The 15,646-nt window shown below is 65.6% G+C and carries 13 protein-coding genes and 1 other RNA gene; 8 read left to right on the plus strand and 6 right to left on the minus strand.

What is annotated here, in order from left to right; genetic code table 11:
- Positions 1-81: 81 nt before the first annotated feature.
- A complete protein-coding gene (gene tkt, locus AYJ54_RS19225) occupies positions 82-2,097 on the minus strand; it encodes a transketolase (protein ID WP_136623804.1) in 2,016 nt (671 codons plus the stop codon).
- A 359-nt stretch (positions 2,098-2,456) separates the two neighbouring features.
- Here tkt and AYJ54_RS19230 point away from each other — a divergent pair, with 359 nt between their 5' ends.
- The 5 genes from AYJ54_RS19230 to AYJ54_RS19250 all read left to right on the plus strand — a co-directional run bounded on the left by AYJ54_RS19230 (position 2,457) and on the right by AYJ54_RS19250 (position 5,178).
- Positions 2,457-2,777: a DUF4164 domain-containing protein gene (locus tag AYJ54_RS19230; protein ID WP_063701112.1), complete on the plus strand. Its 321-nt coding sequence runs from the start codon at positions 2,457-2,459 to the stop codon at positions 2,775-2,777.
- Positions 2,774-3,157 carry a cell division protein ZapA gene (locus AYJ54_RS19235; RefSeq protein WP_063701114.1) on the plus strand — a complete coding sequence of 128 codons (384 nt, stop codon included), beginning with the start codon at positions 2,774-2,776 and terminating at the stop codon, positions 3,155-3,157. Before AYJ54_RS19230 ends, AYJ54_RS19235 begins: the two co-directional genes overlap by 4 nt.
- 274 nt (positions 3,158-3,431) lie before the next feature.
- Positions 3,432-3,593, plus strand: a non-coding RNA gene (gene ssrS, locus AYJ54_RS19240) — 6S RNA.
- A 186-nt stretch (positions 3,594-3,779) separates the two neighbouring features.
- Positions 3,780-4,376 carry a 5-formyltetrahydrofolate cyclo-ligase gene (locus AYJ54_RS19245; protein ID WP_063701116.1) on the plus strand — a complete coding sequence of 199 codons (597 nt, stop codon included), beginning with the start codon at positions 3,780-3,782 and terminating at the stop codon, positions 4,374-4,376.
- Positions 4,354-5,178: a TIGR00282 family metallophosphoesterase gene (locus AYJ54_RS19250; protein WP_063701118.1), complete on the plus strand. Its 825-nt coding sequence runs from the start codon at positions 4,354-4,356 to the stop codon at positions 5,176-5,178. Before AYJ54_RS19245 ends, AYJ54_RS19250 begins: the two co-directional genes overlap by 23 nt.
- 197 nt (positions 5,179-5,375) lie before the next feature.
- Here the strand turns inward: AYJ54_RS19250 and AYJ54_RS19255 are convergent, their stop codons facing one another.
- The 5 genes from AYJ54_RS19255 to AYJ54_RS19275 form a co-directional block, all read right to left on the minus strand.
- Positions 5,376-6,719, minus strand: a complete 1,344-nt coding sequence (locus AYJ54_RS19255; protein ID WP_063701120.1) for a c-type cytochrome — start codon at positions 6,717-6,719, stop codon at positions 5,376-5,378.
- The gene (locus AYJ54_RS19260) at positions 6,716-8,893 is read right to left on the minus strand and encodes a xanthine dehydrogenase family protein molybdopterin-binding subunit (RefSeq protein ID WP_063701122.1); all 2,178 of its coding nucleotides are present in this window, start codon (positions 8,891-8,893) and stop codon (positions 6,716-6,718) included. The genes AYJ54_RS19255 and AYJ54_RS19260 overlap by 4 nt, the downstream gene beginning before the upstream one ends.
- A gap of 8 nt (positions 8,894-8,901) precedes the next feature.
- The gene (locus tag AYJ54_RS19265) at positions 8,902-9,366 is read right to left on the minus strand and encodes a (2Fe-2S)-binding protein (protein ID WP_201724224.1); all 465 of its coding nucleotides are present in this window, start codon (positions 9,364-9,366) and stop codon (positions 8,902-8,904) included.
- 336 nt (positions 9,367-9,702) lie between these two features.
- Entirely contained in the window at positions 9,703-11,127 is a 1,425-nt protein-coding gene (locus AYJ54_RS19270; protein ID WP_063701124.1) for a methyl-accepting chemotaxis protein, read from the minus strand.
- 150 nt (positions 11,128-11,277) lie between these two features.
- A complete protein-coding gene (locus AYJ54_RS19275) occupies positions 11,278-13,023 on the minus strand; it encodes a methyl-accepting chemotaxis protein (RefSeq protein WP_063701125.1) in 1,746 nt (581 codons plus the stop codon).
- A 212-nt stretch (positions 13,024-13,235) separates the two neighbouring features.
- On the opposite strand from AYJ54_RS19275, the gene AYJ54_RS19280 reads away from it, so the two are divergent.
- The 3 genes from AYJ54_RS19280 to ruvA all read left to right on the plus strand — a co-directional run bounded on the left by AYJ54_RS19280 (position 13,236) and on the right by ruvA (position 15,571).
- On the plus strand, positions 13,236-13,982 hold the full coding sequence (locus AYJ54_RS19280) for a YebC/PmpR family DNA-binding transcriptional regulator (protein ID WP_063701126.1): 747 nt from the start codon (positions 13,236-13,238) through the stop codon (positions 13,980-13,982).
- Positions 13,983-14,254: 272 nt separating this feature from the next.
- Positions 14,255-14,782 carry a crossover junction endodeoxyribonuclease RuvC gene (gene ruvC / locus AYJ54_RS19285; protein WP_063701128.1) on the plus strand — a complete coding sequence of 176 codons (528 nt, stop codon included), beginning with the start codon at positions 14,255-14,257 and terminating at the stop codon, positions 14,780-14,782.
- Positions 14,783-14,953: 171 nt separating this feature from the next.
- The gene (gene ruvA, locus AYJ54_RS19290) at positions 14,954-15,571 is read left to right on the plus strand and encodes a Holliday junction branch migration protein RuvA (protein ID WP_063701130.1); all 618 of its coding nucleotides are present in this window, start codon (positions 14,954-14,956) and stop codon (positions 15,569-15,571) included.
- Positions 15,572-15,646 lie beyond the last annotated feature (75 nt).

Consider the following 15,646-nt stretch of genomic DNA (forward strand, 5'->3'; position numbering starts at 1 on the left):
TAGGGCGGACGCCCGGTTCGGCCGGGCGCGGCTTGATCATATGAGGAGTTACGTAGTCCTTTTTTCCGGCAAGCTCAACTCTCAGGAAACGCGCTTCAGCACAGCGTTAACCGCAGCCTCTGCAGTAATGCCGAAGTGCTTGAAAAGGTCCTTCGCCGGCGCGCTCGCGCCGAAGGAATGCATGCCGATAAATTCGCCATCCTGGCCGATCACGGCATCCCAGCCCCAGCGCACGGCGGCCTCGATCGCGACCTTCACCGGCGCGTTGCCGATGATCGCCGCGCGCTTGGCCTCTGGTTGCGCTAACAACAGCTCGAGCGAGGGCACCGAGACCACCCGCGACGGGATGCCGCGTTCGGCGAGCTGCTTCTGGGCGGCGACCGCGATCTCGACCTCGGAGCCGGAGGCGAACAGCGTCGCCTTGGGTTCGCCCTGGGCCGCCACGAGCTCGTAGGCGCCCTGCTGGCAGGGGTTTTCGTTGGGTGCGGTGGTACGGAGTTGCGGCAGGTTCTGCCGCGTCAGCGCCAGCACCGTCGGCCCGTCGATGCGGTTGAGCGCGAGCTCCCAGCACTCGGCGACCTCGATGGAATCGCAAGGGCGGAACACGCGCATGTTGGGAATGGCGCGAAGGGCGGCGAGATGCTCGACCGGCTGATGGGTCGGGCCGTCCTCGCCGAGGCCGATGGAGTCGTGCGTCATCACGTAAACGACGCCCGCGCCCATCAAGGCGGCAATGCGCATCGCGGGACGGGCATAGTCGGTGAACACCAGGAATGTCGCCCCGTTCGGTGCGAACCCGCCATGCAGGAAGATGCCGTTCATCGCCGCGGCCATGCCGTGCTCGCGGATGCCGTAATGGATGAAGCGGCCCTTCGGCGTCTTGGCCGAGAAGGCCGTTGCCGACTTCGCCTTGTTGTTGTTGGAGCCGGTGAGGTCGGCGGAGCCCGCCACGAATTCCATCGGCATCGCGGCCGCGATCGCCTCGATCGCGGCTTCCGAGGACTTGCGGGTTGCGGCCGTCAGCGGCTTCTCCAAAAGCTCCTTCTTGTGCGCCCGCAGCGCCTTCGCGAGCGAGGCCGGACGCTCATGGCGCAGGCGGCGCTCGAACTCGGCGCGCTTGCGGCTGCCGAGCTCGCCAAGCCGTCCTTCCCATTCCTGACGCGCCGCCGCGCCGCGGCTGCCGGCTTCGCGCCAAGCCTTCAGCACGTCGTCCGGCACCGAGAACGCCTCGAGCGAGATGCCGAGATTTTCCTTGGCGGCCTTGAGCTCGTCGGCGCCGAGCGCCTCGCCATGCGCCTTCGCGGTGCCGGCCTTATGCGGCGCGCCGAAGCCGATGGTGGTGCGGCAGGCGACCAGCGTCGGCTTGTTCGATTTCTTCGCGCGCGTGATCGCGGCTGCGATCGCGGCCTGGTCCTGGCCGTCGATCTTCTCGGCAGCCCAGCCTGCCGACTTGAAGCGCTTCACCTGGTCGACGGAATCGGAGATCGAGGTCGGACCGTCGATCGAGATGCCGTTGTCGTCGTAGAGCACGATCAGCTTGTTGAGCTTCCAATGCCCGGCCATCGCGATCGCTTCCTGCGACACGCCTTCCATCAGGTCGCCGTCGGAGGCGAGCACGAAGGTGTGGTGATCGACGATCTTCTTGCCGAACTCGGCGGCCAGCATCTTCTCCGCCAGCGCCATGCCGACCGCGGTGGAGATGCCCTGGCCGAGCGGACCGGTGGTGGTCTCGATGCCCTTGGTGTGGAAGTTTTCGGGGTGGCCCGGGGTCAGCGAGCCGAGCTGGCGGAACTGCTTGAGCTGGTCCAGCGTCATGTCGGCATTGCCGGTGAGGTACAGCAGCGAGTAGAGCAGCATCGAGCCGTGACCGGCCGAGAGCACGAAGCGGTCGCGGTCCGGCCAGTTCGGCGCGGCGGCGTCGAATTTCAGGAACTGCGTGAACAGCACCGTGGCAATGTCGGCGGCGCCCATCGGCAGACCAGGATGGCCCGATTTCGCTTTCTCGACAGCGTCCATCGCTAGCCCGCGGATCGCGTTGGCCATACGGGTGTGATCGACCTGCGTGTTGGCCATACGGGTGAGATCGACCTGCGTCATGTCTGAAATCCGTCTGAAATGAGGCGCTTGGTGGCGGTGAACGCCCGCGCGGGAAGGAGCCTTGCTCAAGGTCGGGGGCTGGATAGCATCTCGGTTCCGGGAGTCCAAGGCAATCAAACGTCATCCCCGGCCGAAAAGTTGCTCGTAGCGCGATCCGGAAAAGCCGCAGCCGCGAATGTGCAGACCAGGAACCAGCCGTTCGGCATGCCCGATGCTGATCTATCGGTGCATAGTTTCCCCGCGGCGTTGCGCTTCCCTTCCCTGCCACGTAAATTTCTGCTTCTAACCGCTTGCCGAACCGAGTCTTTTGCCGGACGGCAAGTCCCCGGGGCAAAGGCCACTAGTTCGCCGCTGACCGCATGAACGATCGCGTATCCAACAGTTCCGCCATGACGGAGTCATCTGCCGTCGAGATCGAGATCGCGACCCGCAGGCTCATGGCAGCACTCGATGCGCTCGAAAGCGCAGTCGAGCGGCGGCGCGATGCCGATCGCGACGAGAACGAACTCGCGACGCGAATCCAGGCCCTCGGCGCAGATCGCTCGCGGCTTGCCGACGAGCTCGACGGCGCGCTGGTGAAGGCGCGCAAGCTCGAGCGCACCAATCGCGAGATCTCCGATCGGCTGGATTCCGCGATCGTCACGATACGTTCGGTACTCGATACCGGAGAGGATGGATGAGCCACATCAACGTCACCATCAATGGCCGGCAATACCGCATGGCCTGTGAGGAGGGTCAGGAAGTACGGTTGTTGAAGCTCGCCGAAAGCCTGGAGATGCGGATCCAGTCACTGCGCGGAAAGTTCGGCGAGATCGGCGATGCGCGGCTCACGGTGATGGCGGCGCTGACTGCGTGCGACGAACTGGTCGATGCCGGCAACCGCATCCGCACCATGGAGCAGGAGCTGAACGAACTGCGGGATTTCCGCAATGCCGCCGTCGAGCGCGCCAGGATGACCCAGACCGCGGTGGTGAATGCGCTGAATGCCGCAGCCGAGCGAATCGAGAAATCGACCCAGGTCCTGAACCGGACCGTCGGCGGCGGGATCGCGATAGGCTGATACTTGATCAGTTTTGATTGGAGCACTGCCAGGAGAGCTCGGTTCACCTCTCCCGTAGGGAGAGGTCGGATCGCATCGAAAGATGCGATCCGGGTGAGGAGTTACGTCCTCACCGAGCGCTGCGGCCCCTCACCCGGATTGCTTCGCAATCCGACCTCTCCCCGCTGGGGAGAGGTGAACACCGCGGCGCCCGACGGCGCCTCATCTCATCGTTCCTTGGGGGGCCGCTGCCCTTGGGCTGGTGATTCGGCAGTATCGTTGTTAGATTGCGGTTGCGAGGCTGCGACGCACGTCAGGAGCCATAATATCCCCGGGGCCTTATCGATCCTTTAGGGAACTGTCCCTGGCCGGGCCCGTGGGCCCGGACATATGGTGCCCACCTACTTTCGTAGGGAACTCCGGGATCGAGTGCTTCAACGGCGTCCGCGGCTTCGCGCTTCTGTTCGTTTCGTTTTGTGCCCGTCGAATTGCGCGTCAGACTGCGGCGGTTCAGTTCGGTACGATGTCATGCCCCGCGAAAGCGGGGCATCCAGTACGCCGCGGCGTTCGAGTGTGAACACCACCGCCTCTGCAATACTGGATCACCCGCCTGCGCGGGTGATGACCTTGGGGGACCCAGCACATGTCCAATTCGAAAGCCGACCTGCGCGCCAAGGCCCTCGCGGCGCGCGACGCGCTGAGCGAGAAGAAGCGCACCGCCGCTGCCGCAAAGCTCGCCAAGCGCGGCCTGCCGTTCGAACTCCTGCCCGGCAGCATCGTCTCCGGCTACTCGCCGATCCGCAGCGAGATCGATCCGATGCCGTTGATGGTGAAGCTCGCTGGCGAAGGTGCCCGGCTCGCGCTGCCTTGCGTCACTGCGCGCGGCCAGTCGCTGATCTTCCGCATCTGGCATCCGAACGACCGCCTGATGCTCGGTCCGCTCGGCATTCCCGAGCCGTCGCCTGCGGCGGCCGAGGTCATCCCGGACATCATGCTGACACCGCTCGCGGCCTTTGACCGTCTCGGCCATCGCATCGGCTATGGGGCGGGGCATTACGACTTCACCTTTGCCCATTTGCGCAAGGCCAAGCACATCGTCGGCATCGGGCTCGCCTTCGCGGCGCAGGAGATCAAGGCGGTTCCGGCACTATCGCACGACGTCGCGCTGGATTATGTGCTAACGGAATCGGACGTATTCGATTTCCGGAGTCCTGAAGTTGCGCATTCTCTTCGTGGGTGATGTCGTCGGCCGAGCCGGGCGCGCGGCGGTCGCCGAATATCTGCCCGGCATGGTCAAGGATTGGTCGCTCGATTTCGTCGTCGTCAATGGCGAGAACTCCGCCGGCGGGTTCGGCATCACCGAAGCGATTTATCAGGAGCTTCTCGATGCCGGCGCCGACGCGGTGACGCTCGGCAACCATTCCTGGGACCAGCGCGAGGCGCTGGTGTTCATCGAGCGTGCGGAGCGCCTGGTGCGGCCCGCGAACTACCCGCGCGGCACGCCCGGCCGCGGCGCCGCGTTGATCGAGACCAAGAACGGCAAGCATGCGCTTGTCGTCAATGCGCTCGGCCGCGTCTTCATGACTCCATTTGACGATCCCTTCGCCGCGCTCGAGCGCGAGCTTGGTGCCTGTCCGCTCGGCCAAGCCGCCGATGCCATCGTCGTCGACTTCCATTGCGAAGCGACCAGCGAGAAACAGGGCATCGGCTTCTTCTGCGACGGCCGCGCCAGCCTCGTCGTCGGCACGCACACGCACGTGCCGACCGCCGATCACCAGATCCTCACCGGCGGCACCGCCTACATGACCGACGCCGGTATGACCGGCGACTACGATTCCATCATCGGCATGCAGAAGGAAGAACCGCTGCGGCGGTTTACGTCGGGCATTCCGTCAGGCCGGTTCGAGCCGGCGGCGGGCGCGGCGACGCTGAGTGGCGTTGCAGTGGAGACGGATGATGCGACGGGGCTTGCACTCCGCATCGCCCCGGTGCGTGCCGGCGGCCGGCTCGAGCCGGCGACGCCGAGGTTCTGGTTGAGCTGAACAGCGGAGTCACACATCCGCTGCGCCCTCTCCCCTTGTGGGAGAGGGTGGCTCGCCGCCTAGCGGCGAGACGGGTGAGGGGTCTCTTTCCGCGCGTGAGCCTCGCGCATTCGAACTCGCGGAAGCAACCCCTCATCCGGCGCTTCGCGCCACCTTCTCCCACAAGGGGAGAAGGTGCAGCGGCATTTGCAGCGCAATTACTCCGCCGTCTGCTCCCTCAACTCCGCGACGTCCTTCGCCGTCAGCTTCGAGCCCTCCGTGCCGAACCGCGCCGTCACGTAGTTCGCCACCGCCGCGATCTCGTCGTCGGTGTAGGCGTTACCGAAGGCCGGCATCGAGAGTGCGCCGTCGGGCGTGTGGCGCTTGGTGCCGGACAGCACGATCTGCGCGACGTTGATGGCGGCGGGGTCGTTGACGGCCCAGGTGCCGGTCAGCGTCGCCATCGGCGACATCGGGCTTTCGCCGCTCCAGCCATGGCAGCTGACGCAGGCGCTGGCGAACACCCTCTTGCCGCGCGCATCCGCCGTCACGCCGTCCCTGTGCGAGGCAGGAGCCGCGGGCGCGGTGACTGCGGGCAGATCAGGCGAAGGCTGCGGCGGTACGCTGCGCAGGTAAACGACGATGGCGCGGATGTCTTCGGGCGCGAACTGGCTGAAGCTGTGATCGACCGCTTCGCCCATCGGGCCCGAGGCCGAGCCGTGGCCCGCCGCGTGTCCGAGCGAGAGATACGAGATCAGATCCTGGTCGCGCCAATTGCCGAGACCCGTCGCCTTGTCGGAGGAGATGTTGAAGGCGCGCCAGCCCGCCGTGATGGCGCCGGCGAACTTCTTGCGGTTGTCCAGCGCAAAGCCGAGGTTGCGCGGCGTGTGGCACTCGCCGCAATGCGCCAGCGCTTCCGCAAGATACGCACCTCTGTTCCACTCCGGGCTCTTCGAGGTGTCGGGCGTAAAGCGCGTGTCGGGATTGAACACGGCCGACCAGAAGATCATCGCCCAGCGCTGGTTGAACGGGAAGGACAGCGTGTTCTCCGGCGCCTTGGCGCGCACCGGCGGCAGGCTGAACAGATAGGCCTTCACCGCCAGAACGTCCTCGTCCGTCATGTAGGCGTAGGATGCATAAGGCATCGCCGGATAGAGCCGCGCGCCGTCGTGGCGCTTGCCGCGCCGGACCGCGTTGAGGAAGTCCTGGTCGCTGTAATTGCCGATGCCGGTCTCCTTGTCCGGCGTGATGTTGGTCGAATAAAGCATGCCGAATGGCAGCTTGAAGCCGAGCCCGCCGGAATATTCCTTCTCGCCCGGTTTGGTGTGGCAGACCATGCAGTCCGCCGCCTTCGCAAGCCATTCGCCGCGTTCGACCAGGCTCGCCTTCTCGAGCGACGCCGGCACGCCGGTCGGCTTGCCGGCGCGGTAATCCGCCAGCGCTACTTTCGTGCCGCCCGCGAAATCGAGCGGGCCGGGCCCGCGGATGTACCAGACGCCGAGCGCCACCGCGACGATCGCGATCACGACCAGGCTTGCGAGGATGCGCATCACCCCACTCATGCCTTCTTCCCCACAGCCAAAGCTTTCCGATCGATCGGCAGGCGCCGCAGCGCGACGCCGGTTGCGGCATAAATCGCGTTGCGCAGCGCCGGTGGTCCGGCGTTGACGCCGGCTTCACCGATGCCGCCGGGCGCTTCGCCGCTCTTGACCACGATGACCTCGATCTTCGGCGTCTCGTTGATGCGCATCATGCGGTAGTCGTGGAAGTTCGATTGCTGCACGCGCCCCTTTTCGATGGTGATCTCGCCATAGAGCGCGGCGGTGAGACCGAAGATCAGCCCGCCCTCGATCTGCGCCTTCACCGTATCAGGGTTGACCGCGATGCCGGTGTCGACCACCGAGGTGACGCGGCGGAGCGCGATCTCGCCGATGTCGTCGATCTCCGCCTCCACGATGGTTGCGATGAAGGTCTCAAACGATGGCTGCACGCAGACGCCGCGGCCGACGCGCGCCGGCAAGGGCTGGCCCCAGCCGGCCTTTTCGGCCGCGTGGTTGAGCACCGCGAGCATGCGCGGGTTCTTGGTCAGCATGGACCTGCGGAATTCCACGGGATCCTTGCCGGCCTTGCGTGCGAGCTCGTCCATCGCGCATTCGACCGCGAACACGTTGTTGTTCGGGCCGACGCCGCGCCAGAAGCCGGTCGGCACCGCCGGCGGCTCGGCACGGACATATTCGACATGGAAGTTGGCGAAGTCGTAGGGCGCATCAACGGCTGCGTCGACGGCGTCAATGTCGATGCCCTTCTGGAACGCCGGCGGCAGCCAGCGCGCCACCACGGCGGAGCCGGCGACCTTGTACTTCCAGGCCGCGACCTTGCCGTCGACCAGAGACGCGGTGATCTGGTCGCGATAGACCGGGCGATAGACGTCGTGCTGGATGTCTTCCTCGCGGGTCCATATCACCTTGATGGGATAGTCGACCTGCTTGGCGATCTTCACCGCCGTGATCACCATGTCCGGTTCGAGCTTGCGGCCGAAGCCGCCGCCGAGCAGATGGTTGTTGACGATCACCTTGTCGACGGGGAGGCCGGCAGCCTTCGCCGCCTCCGACTGCACCCGCGTCATGATCTGCGTGCCGGTCCAGATCTCGCAGGAGTCCGGCTTCACATGCACGGTGGCGTTGATCGGCTCCATCGACGCATGCGCCAGGAACGGCAGCTCGTATGCAGCCTCGAACTTGTCGCCGCTCGCAAGGCCCTTTGCGATGTCGCCGGTGGATTTCGCGACCGCGCCGTCCTTCGCGCTGGCTGCGCGCAGGTCCTGCCAGATGTCCTTCGTGGTGAGCTTCGCGTGCGGCCCCTCGTTCCACTCGATCTTGACTGCTTCAAGGCCCTTCTTTGCCGCCCACATGTGATCGCCGATCACGGCGACGGTGTCGTCGAGCACCACGACCTTGCGCACGCCCGGGACTTTCATCGCAGCGCTGTCGTCGACCTTGCCGACCTTGCCGCCGAACACGGGGCAGGTGGCGACCGTCGCGATCTTCATGCCGGGCAGGATCGCGTCGATGCCATAGACCGTCTTGCCGTTGACCTTGTCCGGCGTGTCCAGCCGCTTCAGCGGCTGGCCGATATAGACGAAGTCCTTGGGGTCCTTCAGCACGACGTCCTTTGGCGGCGTCTGGCCTTGCGCGGCTTGCGCCAGCGCGCCATAGGCAAGCTTGCGGCCGCTTGCGGCATGCGTGACCTCACCTTTCGACGCCGTGCAGCTTGCCGGCTCGACCTGCCATTCGGCAGCGGCAGCCTGCACCAGCATCGCGCGCGCGGTCGCGCCGGCCTTGCGCAGCGGTGTCCACCAGGCGCGGATCGAGTTGGAGTTGCCGGTGACCTGAAGGCCGAAAGTCGGATTGCCGTACAGCTTGTCATTGGGCGGCGCGTGCTGGACCTCGACCTTGGCCCAGTCGGCGTCGAGCTCTTCGGCGAGCACCGCCGAAATCGAGGTGTAGGTGCCCTGGCCCATCTCGACCTGCGGCATGATCAGGACGGTGTGGCCGGTCTCATCGATGCGGATGAAGGCGTTAGGCGCGAACTTGCCGTCGGTCGCATCGCGCGGCTGCACCGGCTCGTTGACGGCAGCGCGCAGCGGCAGGTGGAAGGCCAAGAGGAAGCCGGTCGCAACGCCGCCGGTGAGGAGCGCGCGGCGGGAGACGCTCGAAAGAGTCTTGTCTGCGATCATGGCGGACCTCACGACTGACGGCCGGAGGCGGCCTGCTTGATCGCCTCCCGGATCCGTACATAGGTGCCGCAGCGGCAGATGTTGCCGGCCATCGCAGCGTCGATGTCGGAGTCATCGGGATTGGGCGTTGCTGCCAGCAGCGCGGCTGCCGCCATGATCTGGCCGGACTGGCAGTAGCCGCACTGGATCACCTCGAGATCGAGCCAGGCCTTCTGCACCTTCGCGCCTGCCGGCGTGTTGCCGACAGCCTCGACGGTGGTAATCGCGCGGTTCTCGACCGCGCTCACCGGCAGCACGCAGGAGCGCACCGCCTTGCCATCGACATGCACGGTGCAGGCGCCGCATTGCGCGATGCCGCAGCCGAACTTGGTGCCGGTCATTCCGAGGATGTCGCGCAGCACCCAGAGCAGGGGCATTTCGGGCGGAGCGTCGAGCGTTTTCCGCTCGCCGTTGATTGTCAGCGTCGTTGCCATATGCATCCTCTTACTCAATGGCCGCAGACAGCGGACATTTGCGAAATCGCGCGTTCATATCGCACTGATGCAGCGCGCGAGGCGACAAAATTTTCGCAATGCAGATTTGCGCGCGCGACGCAGCAGACAATCCGTTTCACGCAATCGTGCTGGACGATTGCTTCAGTTTTGGACTAATTGATATGATAAGCATCATTTTTTGACGCATTTTCTTCACATGCGGCGACGATCATCGCAAAGCGATCTGCGAATTCGCAAGCTGTGCGATGACGAATTTCGTGCGATTGCGAAAGGCCCGCAAGCGAGGGCGTCGCGTGATCGGCGTCCGGCCGGCCGTCAGCCCTGCCGGAAGCCCATCCGGAACGCGCCCCAATGCCTGCCGCGGACCACGATCGGCGACGACAGGTCCTTCATCAGCACGAACTGTCCGCCGCCCATGTCGCGGCGATAGGTCTGGAGCAGGAACGGCTTGGTGTTGGCCGCGACCTTCTTCACCGCGCGGTCGGTGAACAGGCGGCGATTGCGGCAATTGGCGTTATTCCAGACTGGGTCCTTGCCCTGCGGCAGGCGGTAGTTCGGGTTGTGGGTCGGCAGATAGCCGCCTTTGGCCCAGGCGACGCAGAACACGATGCGGGGATCGGATTTCTGGATCGGGTCCTGGATCGTGGGCAGCACGCGATCGGTGAACGCGACGTACTTGGTGAGATATTGCTTGGGATCGGTGCCCGGGATCTCCCGATAGGTCTCGTCCATGAGCTGATCGAGCGTGATCTCGCCGCGGTCGATCGCGGCCTCGAACTCGGCCGAGATCCGTTTCGCGGTATCGACGACGACGCGGATCAAGGGCGCGTCCGACGTCTCTACGCCGCTGTCGGCGATCAGCGCGATCAGGTTTTCGGAGGTGTCGAGCAGCTTCGCCACCCGCTCGTCGGCATATTTGAGGTCGCGGCAGGAGAGGTCGACGCCCTTGGCGAGCTCGTTGAGCTCGCTGATGACCGTGTCGCAATGGCCGAGATTGGAGGTCGCGGCGCGGGTGACGCTGTCGATCTCCGCTTCGACGGACGCAAAGCCCTGCTGCACCCGGGTGATGATGCCGGAGATCTGCTGGGCGCCTTCGCCGGCGGTCTTCGCGCGCAGCGAGGCGTCACTGCTCTCGCCGATCAGGCCTTCGATCTGGCCGTCGAGATCGCGCACGGTGTCGGAGATCTGATGCGTGGCCTGGCGGGTGGCTTCCGCGAGGTTCTTGACCTCGCTTGCGACCACCGCGAAGCCGCGGCCGGCATTGCCGGCGCGCGCGGCTTCGATTGTTGCATTCAGCGCGAGCAGGTTGGTCTGCTTCGCGATCGCCTCGATCGACCCGGACACCTTCGCGACCTGTGCCAGCGCTGAGCCGACTGCGCTGAGCCGCGCCTCGATCCGTCCCACGGCCGCGACGAGCTCCGAGATGTGGCTGACCGCCGTGTCGACCGCTCTGCGCGACTGGGCGATCTCGCCGACGGCGGCGGATGTGGTCGATTGCACCGCCTGCGATGCATTGGCGATGTCGTGATTGGCCGAGACCATAGTCTCGGCCGTCTTCTGCAGGTGATGGAATCGTTCCGACTGGTTCGCAACGCGGTTTGCGACTTCCTGGACGTTCCCGGCGATGTCGGCGAGTTCCACACCGAGACCGCCGATGCGGTCGGCAAGCTGATCAATGAGACGCTCGGCCAGCGTGCGGTTGGATACGGTGTCCAGTACTGCAAGTTGTGCGACGGACATGTTCGATGAGTCCTCCAGTCAGAGCCGTTCGCCGGCTCCCCCGCGGCATTCCCATTCCAGTCCGAGTTTAGGAGGTGATTCGCGCTTCGGCGTCTTGCCTGAGCGTGCACTCAGCGCGAAGAATCGTCGTCGCGCGTTCCGGATCATGCTCTACAGCTTGTAGGCCGTCCTGAATCCACCCCAGTGCCGGCCTTGCACGCGGATCGGGACGTCGATCTCGCGCATCATCACCGTATTCCCGTTGCCCATGTCGCGCGCATAGCTCTGGATCAGATACGAGCGCAGGTTGCGCGCCGCAGCTAACCCCGCCGGATCGTTGAAGATGCGCCGGTGGCGGCTGTTGGCCGTATTCCAGGCGACGTCGCCCGGCCGCTGCGGGTGGGAATAGATCTTGTTGTGCACCGGCAGGAAACCGTTGCGATCGACCATGGCGCAGAACGCCATGCGCGGCTCCTTCGCCAGAAAGGCTTCCTGGAACGGCGGCAGCGCGCGGTCGGCCCAGTCCAGATACTTCGTGCGGTATTGCTGCGGATTGGTGCCGGCGATTTCCGCATAGTCGGTGTCGAAGAGGTCGTCGATCTTGACCTCGCCGCGCGCGACCGCCTGCTCGAAGATCTTCGTCAGCGCGTTGCCCGCTTCCATGGCGCGGGTGACGAACTCGGTGTTCTCCTCGTGGATCGACCAGAGCTTGTCTTCGATCTTTTCGCTCAGCTCCGCAACAGGGCTGACGAATCGCGCGCGAGCGCCGGACTTCGACTGCTCGGTCACGCGAAGGCGGCAGGCGCCGACGCCTTCGAGAGTGCCCTCGATCACCGCGTGCGGCGCAAGCCTTGCCGCATCCGCACCGCCGATCAGCACGCCGTCCATTGCGATTTCGTAGACCGGCATCACGCCGCGCGCGCTTTCGAATCTGAGGTGGCAGGGCAGCCGCTCGGTCTTGCGGCGGTCGTCCTGCTCGCTCTGCCTCAGCAGAACCGCGCATCGCGACTTCAGCTTCTGCGCGAAGGCGGTGACGGCCTTGCCGGCGCTGGCAACGCCCTCGCCATGGGTCTCGGCGGCCTTGGTCGCGGCGTCGATTTCGGCAGCGCTTTCGCCGACCGCAACGATGAACTGGGACGCGCTGGTGGCGTTACCCGAGACCTCACTGGTGGTCGCGTTCTGCTCCGCGACCGCGCCGTCGACCGTCTCGAACACCGGGCGGATCGCCTCGATCGCCTGCGAGATGCGGTGCACCGCATCGGCGGAGCTGGCAGCGTCCTTCTGGAGCGCGTCGATCTTCCTCGTGATCTCTTCCGTCGCGCCCTGCGTCTGCACCGCGAGCGCCTTGACCTCGGTGGCGACGACCGCAAAGCCTTTTCCTGCAGCGCCGGCGCGTGCAGCCTCGATGGTCGAGTTGAGCGCGAGCAGCGTCGTCTGCCGCGCGATCTGCGCGATCAGATTGACGACGTTGCCGATGGCGGCCGAGGATTCGCGCAGGCGGTCGACATTGGCGCGGGCTTCCTGCGCCGCGGCGCTGGCCTCATCGGCGAGCTTGCCGGCTGCGCGGACCTGCGTGCCGATTCCCTGCGCGGACTGGGTGAACTTGTCGGCGGCCTCAGCGAAAGTGGTCGCGGTCGACTGGGCGGCGTTGGTGCGTCCGGTCAGCGCATCGGTGCGCTCGCGGATGGCGGCCAGCGTCGCCGCGGTCGCCTCCGCGCCTCCGGCGACCGAATTGGCGGCACGCTCGAGCTGGCGAATCATGGCACCGAGCTCGAGTTCCAGCAGCTCCAGGATTTCCCGGGCCGAATCGCCGTCGGACGTCTGGATCGGTTCGGAACGGGCGGATGGCTCGGCCTGCGTGGGTGCCACAGGCGCGACTGTGTCCGGCAGACGCTTCCGAAATAGTCCGAACGCCATCAGGTCTCTCTTGTCGGGGGACGGGCGGACGCTATTTTCGCAAGTCGGAATGAAATCAGGGTTAACGATGCCTCACCTCTAGGCATTAGCCCCTACGATATTACCGTAAAGTACGAGAGACCCTTTCATTCCGGTGGGTTGGCGGCCTATAAGGCCGCGCTTCCCACCCTCATTGGCGGACGATTCCAAGAGAGCACTCGAAGAGACCACGCATGGCCGGACATTCCCAATTCAAGAACATCATGCACCGCAAGGGGCGGCAGGATGCCCAGAAGTCGAAGATCTTCGGCAAGCTGGCGCGGGAAATCACCGTCGCGGCCAAGCTGGGGACGCCCGATCCCAACATGAATCCGCGCCTGCGCGCGGCCGTGATCGCGGCGCGCCAGGAGAACATGCCGAAGGACAATATCGAGCGCGCGATCAAGAAGGCGATCGGCAGCGACGGCGAGAACTATGACGAGATCCGCTACGAGGGTTATGGCCCCGGCGGCGTCGCCGTCATCGTCGAGGCGCTGACGGACAACCGCAACCGCGCCGCCTCCGACATCCGCTCCTTCTTCACCAAGTCCGGCGGCAACCTCGGCGAAACCGGCTCGGTCTCCTTCATGTTCGATCGCACCGGCATCATTGAATATGACCGCAGCGTCGCCTCCGACGACGCGGTGCTGGATGCCGCGATCGAGGCCGGCGCCGATGACGTGATCTCGAGCGAGAGCGGCCACGAGATCTACGCCTCGACCGAGAGCTACCGCGACGTCGCCAAGGCGCTGGAAGCCAAGTTCGGCGAGCCGCGCAAGGCCGCGTTGATCTGGAAGCCGCAGAACACGGTGTCGGTCGACGACGAGACCGGCGAGAAGCTGCTCAAGCTGATGGACCTGCTCAACGAGCACGACGACGTCCAGAACGTCTACGCCAATTTCGAGGTGTCCGACGCGCTGCTGGCGAAGATGGGCGGGTAACGGCTCGTCTGTCTCTCCCACACTCTGCCGTCATCGCCCGCCTTGTGCGCGCTTGCGCACCGGGGCGGGCGATCCAGTATTCCAGAGACGCCGGAGTGTTACGGCGAAGCCGCAGCGTACTGGATACCCCGCCTTCGCGGGGTATGACACCGTTCATTGTGGCAGGTTCTTGTGGCAGGCCGCGCGAGCATTCGACCACGAGACCATACTTCCCCGGGGACTTCTGTTCTGTTTCTGTTTCCCCCACCGCGGCCAGCCGCTATCACTGGCCCATGACCGCGCTCCCGATTCGCCAGCCCGTTCGCATCATCGGCATCGACCCCGGCCTGCGCCGCACCGGCTGGGGCGTGATCGAGGCCGAAGGCAATCGTCTCGTCTATGTCGCCTGCGGCTCGGTGGAACCGCCGGACGGGCTGCCGCTGTCGAGCCGGCTGCTCGCGATCCATGAGGGGCTCGCCGCGGTCTTGTCCGACCACAAGCCGATGGAAGCCGCGGTCGAGCAGACTTTTGTGAACAAGGACGGCGTTGCGACGCTGAAGCTCGGCCAGGCCCGCGGTGTCGCCATGCTCGCGCCCGCGATGTTCGGTATCACGGTCGCCGAATACGCGCCGAACCAGGTGAAGAAGACCGTCGTCGGCGCCGGCCACGCCGACAAACAACAGATCGCGATGATGCTGAAGATATTGCTGCCGAAAGCCGAGCCGCCATCAGCGGATGCCGCCGACGCGCTCGCCATCGCCATCACCCACGCCCATCACCGCCAGAGCACGGCGCTAAGGCTGAAGGTGGTGGGGATTTAATGGTGTGGGGCACGTCATGAGCCACAGGCACATACTTCTCCCTCCCCCCTTGCGGGGGAGGGCCGGGGAGGGGGGTAGCCCCGGGCGCCGGCGCTCGCGGCTGACCCCTCTCCCGGCGCTACGCGCCGACCTCCCCCGCAAGGGGGGAGGTGACGAGGGGAACGCGACACGATGATCGGCAAGCTCAAGGGCCTTATCGACTCCTATGGCGAGGAGTTCGTCATCCTCGACGTCGGCGGCGTCGGTTATCAGGTGCATTGCTCGTCGCGCACGCTGCAACATCTGCCGTCGCCGGGCGAAGCCGCGGTGCTGTCGATCGAGACCTATGTCCGCGAGGACCAGATAAAGCTGTTCGGCTTCCGCTCTGATCAGGAGCGCGAATGGTTTCGCCTGCTCCAGACCGTGCAGGGCGTCGGCGCCAAGGTCGCGCTGGCCGTGCTCGGCACGCTGTCGCCGGCCGATCTCGCCAACGCCATCGCGCTGCGCGACAAGGCGGCGGTGTCGCGCACGCCCGGCGTCGGCCCCAAGGTCGCCGAGCGCATCGTCACCGAATTGAAGGACAAGGCGCCGGCCTTCGCCAATGTCGATCCCGCCGTCGTGCATCTCGCCGGCGCCGTCGACGACCAGCGCGCGCCGCGCCCCGTGGCGGATGCGATCTCCGCGCTCGTCAATCTCGGCTACGGCCAGCCGCAGGCGGCCGCGGCCATCGCGTCGGCTTCGCGCAGCGCCGGTGAGAATGCCGAGACGGCGCAACTCATTCGCCTCGGCTTGAAGGAGCTCGCGAAGTGAGCGAGTTCTCCATCATCGCTCTTGCCGCGCGCCTATCTGCGCTCCCTCCCCCCTTGCGGGGGAGGGTTGGGGAGG

The sequence above is a fragment of the Bradyrhizobium centrolobii genome (genome assembly GCF_001641635.1).
Taxonomy (GTDB): Bacteria; Pseudomonadota; Alphaproteobacteria; order Rhizobiales; family Xanthobacteraceae; genus Bradyrhizobium; species Bradyrhizobium centrolobii.

Bases quoted from the DNA above. Each gene is read 5' to 3' on its own strand.
- tkt (WP_136623804.1), bottom strand. From the start codon at position 2,097: ATGACGCAGGTCGATCTCACCCGTATGGCCAACACGCAGGTCGATCAC.
- AYJ54_RS19230 (WP_063701112.1), top strand. From the start codon at position 2,457: ATGAACGATCGCGTATCCAACAGTTCCGCCATGACGGAGTCATCTGCC.
- AYJ54_RS19235 (WP_063701114.1), top strand. From the start codon at position 2,774: ATGAGCCACATCAACGTCACCATCAATGGCCGGCAATACCGCATGGCC.
- AYJ54_RS19245 (WP_063701116.1), top strand. From the start codon at position 3,780: ATGTCCAATTCGAAAGCCGACCTGCGCGCCAAGGCCCTCGCGGCGCGC.
- AYJ54_RS19255 (WP_063701120.1), bottom strand. From the start codon at position 6,719: ATGAGTGGGGTGATGCGCATCCTCGCAAGCCTGGTCGTGATCGCGATC.
- AYJ54_RS19260 (WP_063701122.1), bottom strand. From the start codon at position 8,893: ATGATCGCAGACAAGACTCTTTCGAGCGTCTCCCGCCGCGCGCTCCTC.
- AYJ54_RS19265 (WP_201724224.1), bottom strand. From the start codon at position 9,366: ATGGCAACGACGCTGACAATCAACGGCGAGCGGAAAACGCTCGACGCT.
- AYJ54_RS19270 (WP_063701124.1), bottom strand. From the start codon at position 11,127: ATGTCCGTCGCACAACTTGCAGTACTGGACACCGTATCCAACCGCACG.
- AYJ54_RS19275 (WP_063701125.1), bottom strand. From the start codon at position 13,023: ATGGCGTTCGGACTATTTCGGAAGCGTCTGCCGGACACAGTCGCGCCT.
- AYJ54_RS19280 (WP_063701126.1), top strand. From the start codon at position 13,236: ATGGCCGGACATTCCCAATTCAAGAACATCATGCACCGCAAGGGGCGG.
- ruvC (WP_063701128.1), top strand. From the start codon at position 14,255: ATGACCGCGCTCCCGATTCGCCAGCCCGTTCGCATCATCGGCATCGAC.
- ruvA (WP_063701130.1), top strand. From the start codon at position 14,954: ATGATCGGCAAGCTCAAGGGCCTTATCGACTCCTATGGCGAGGAGTTC.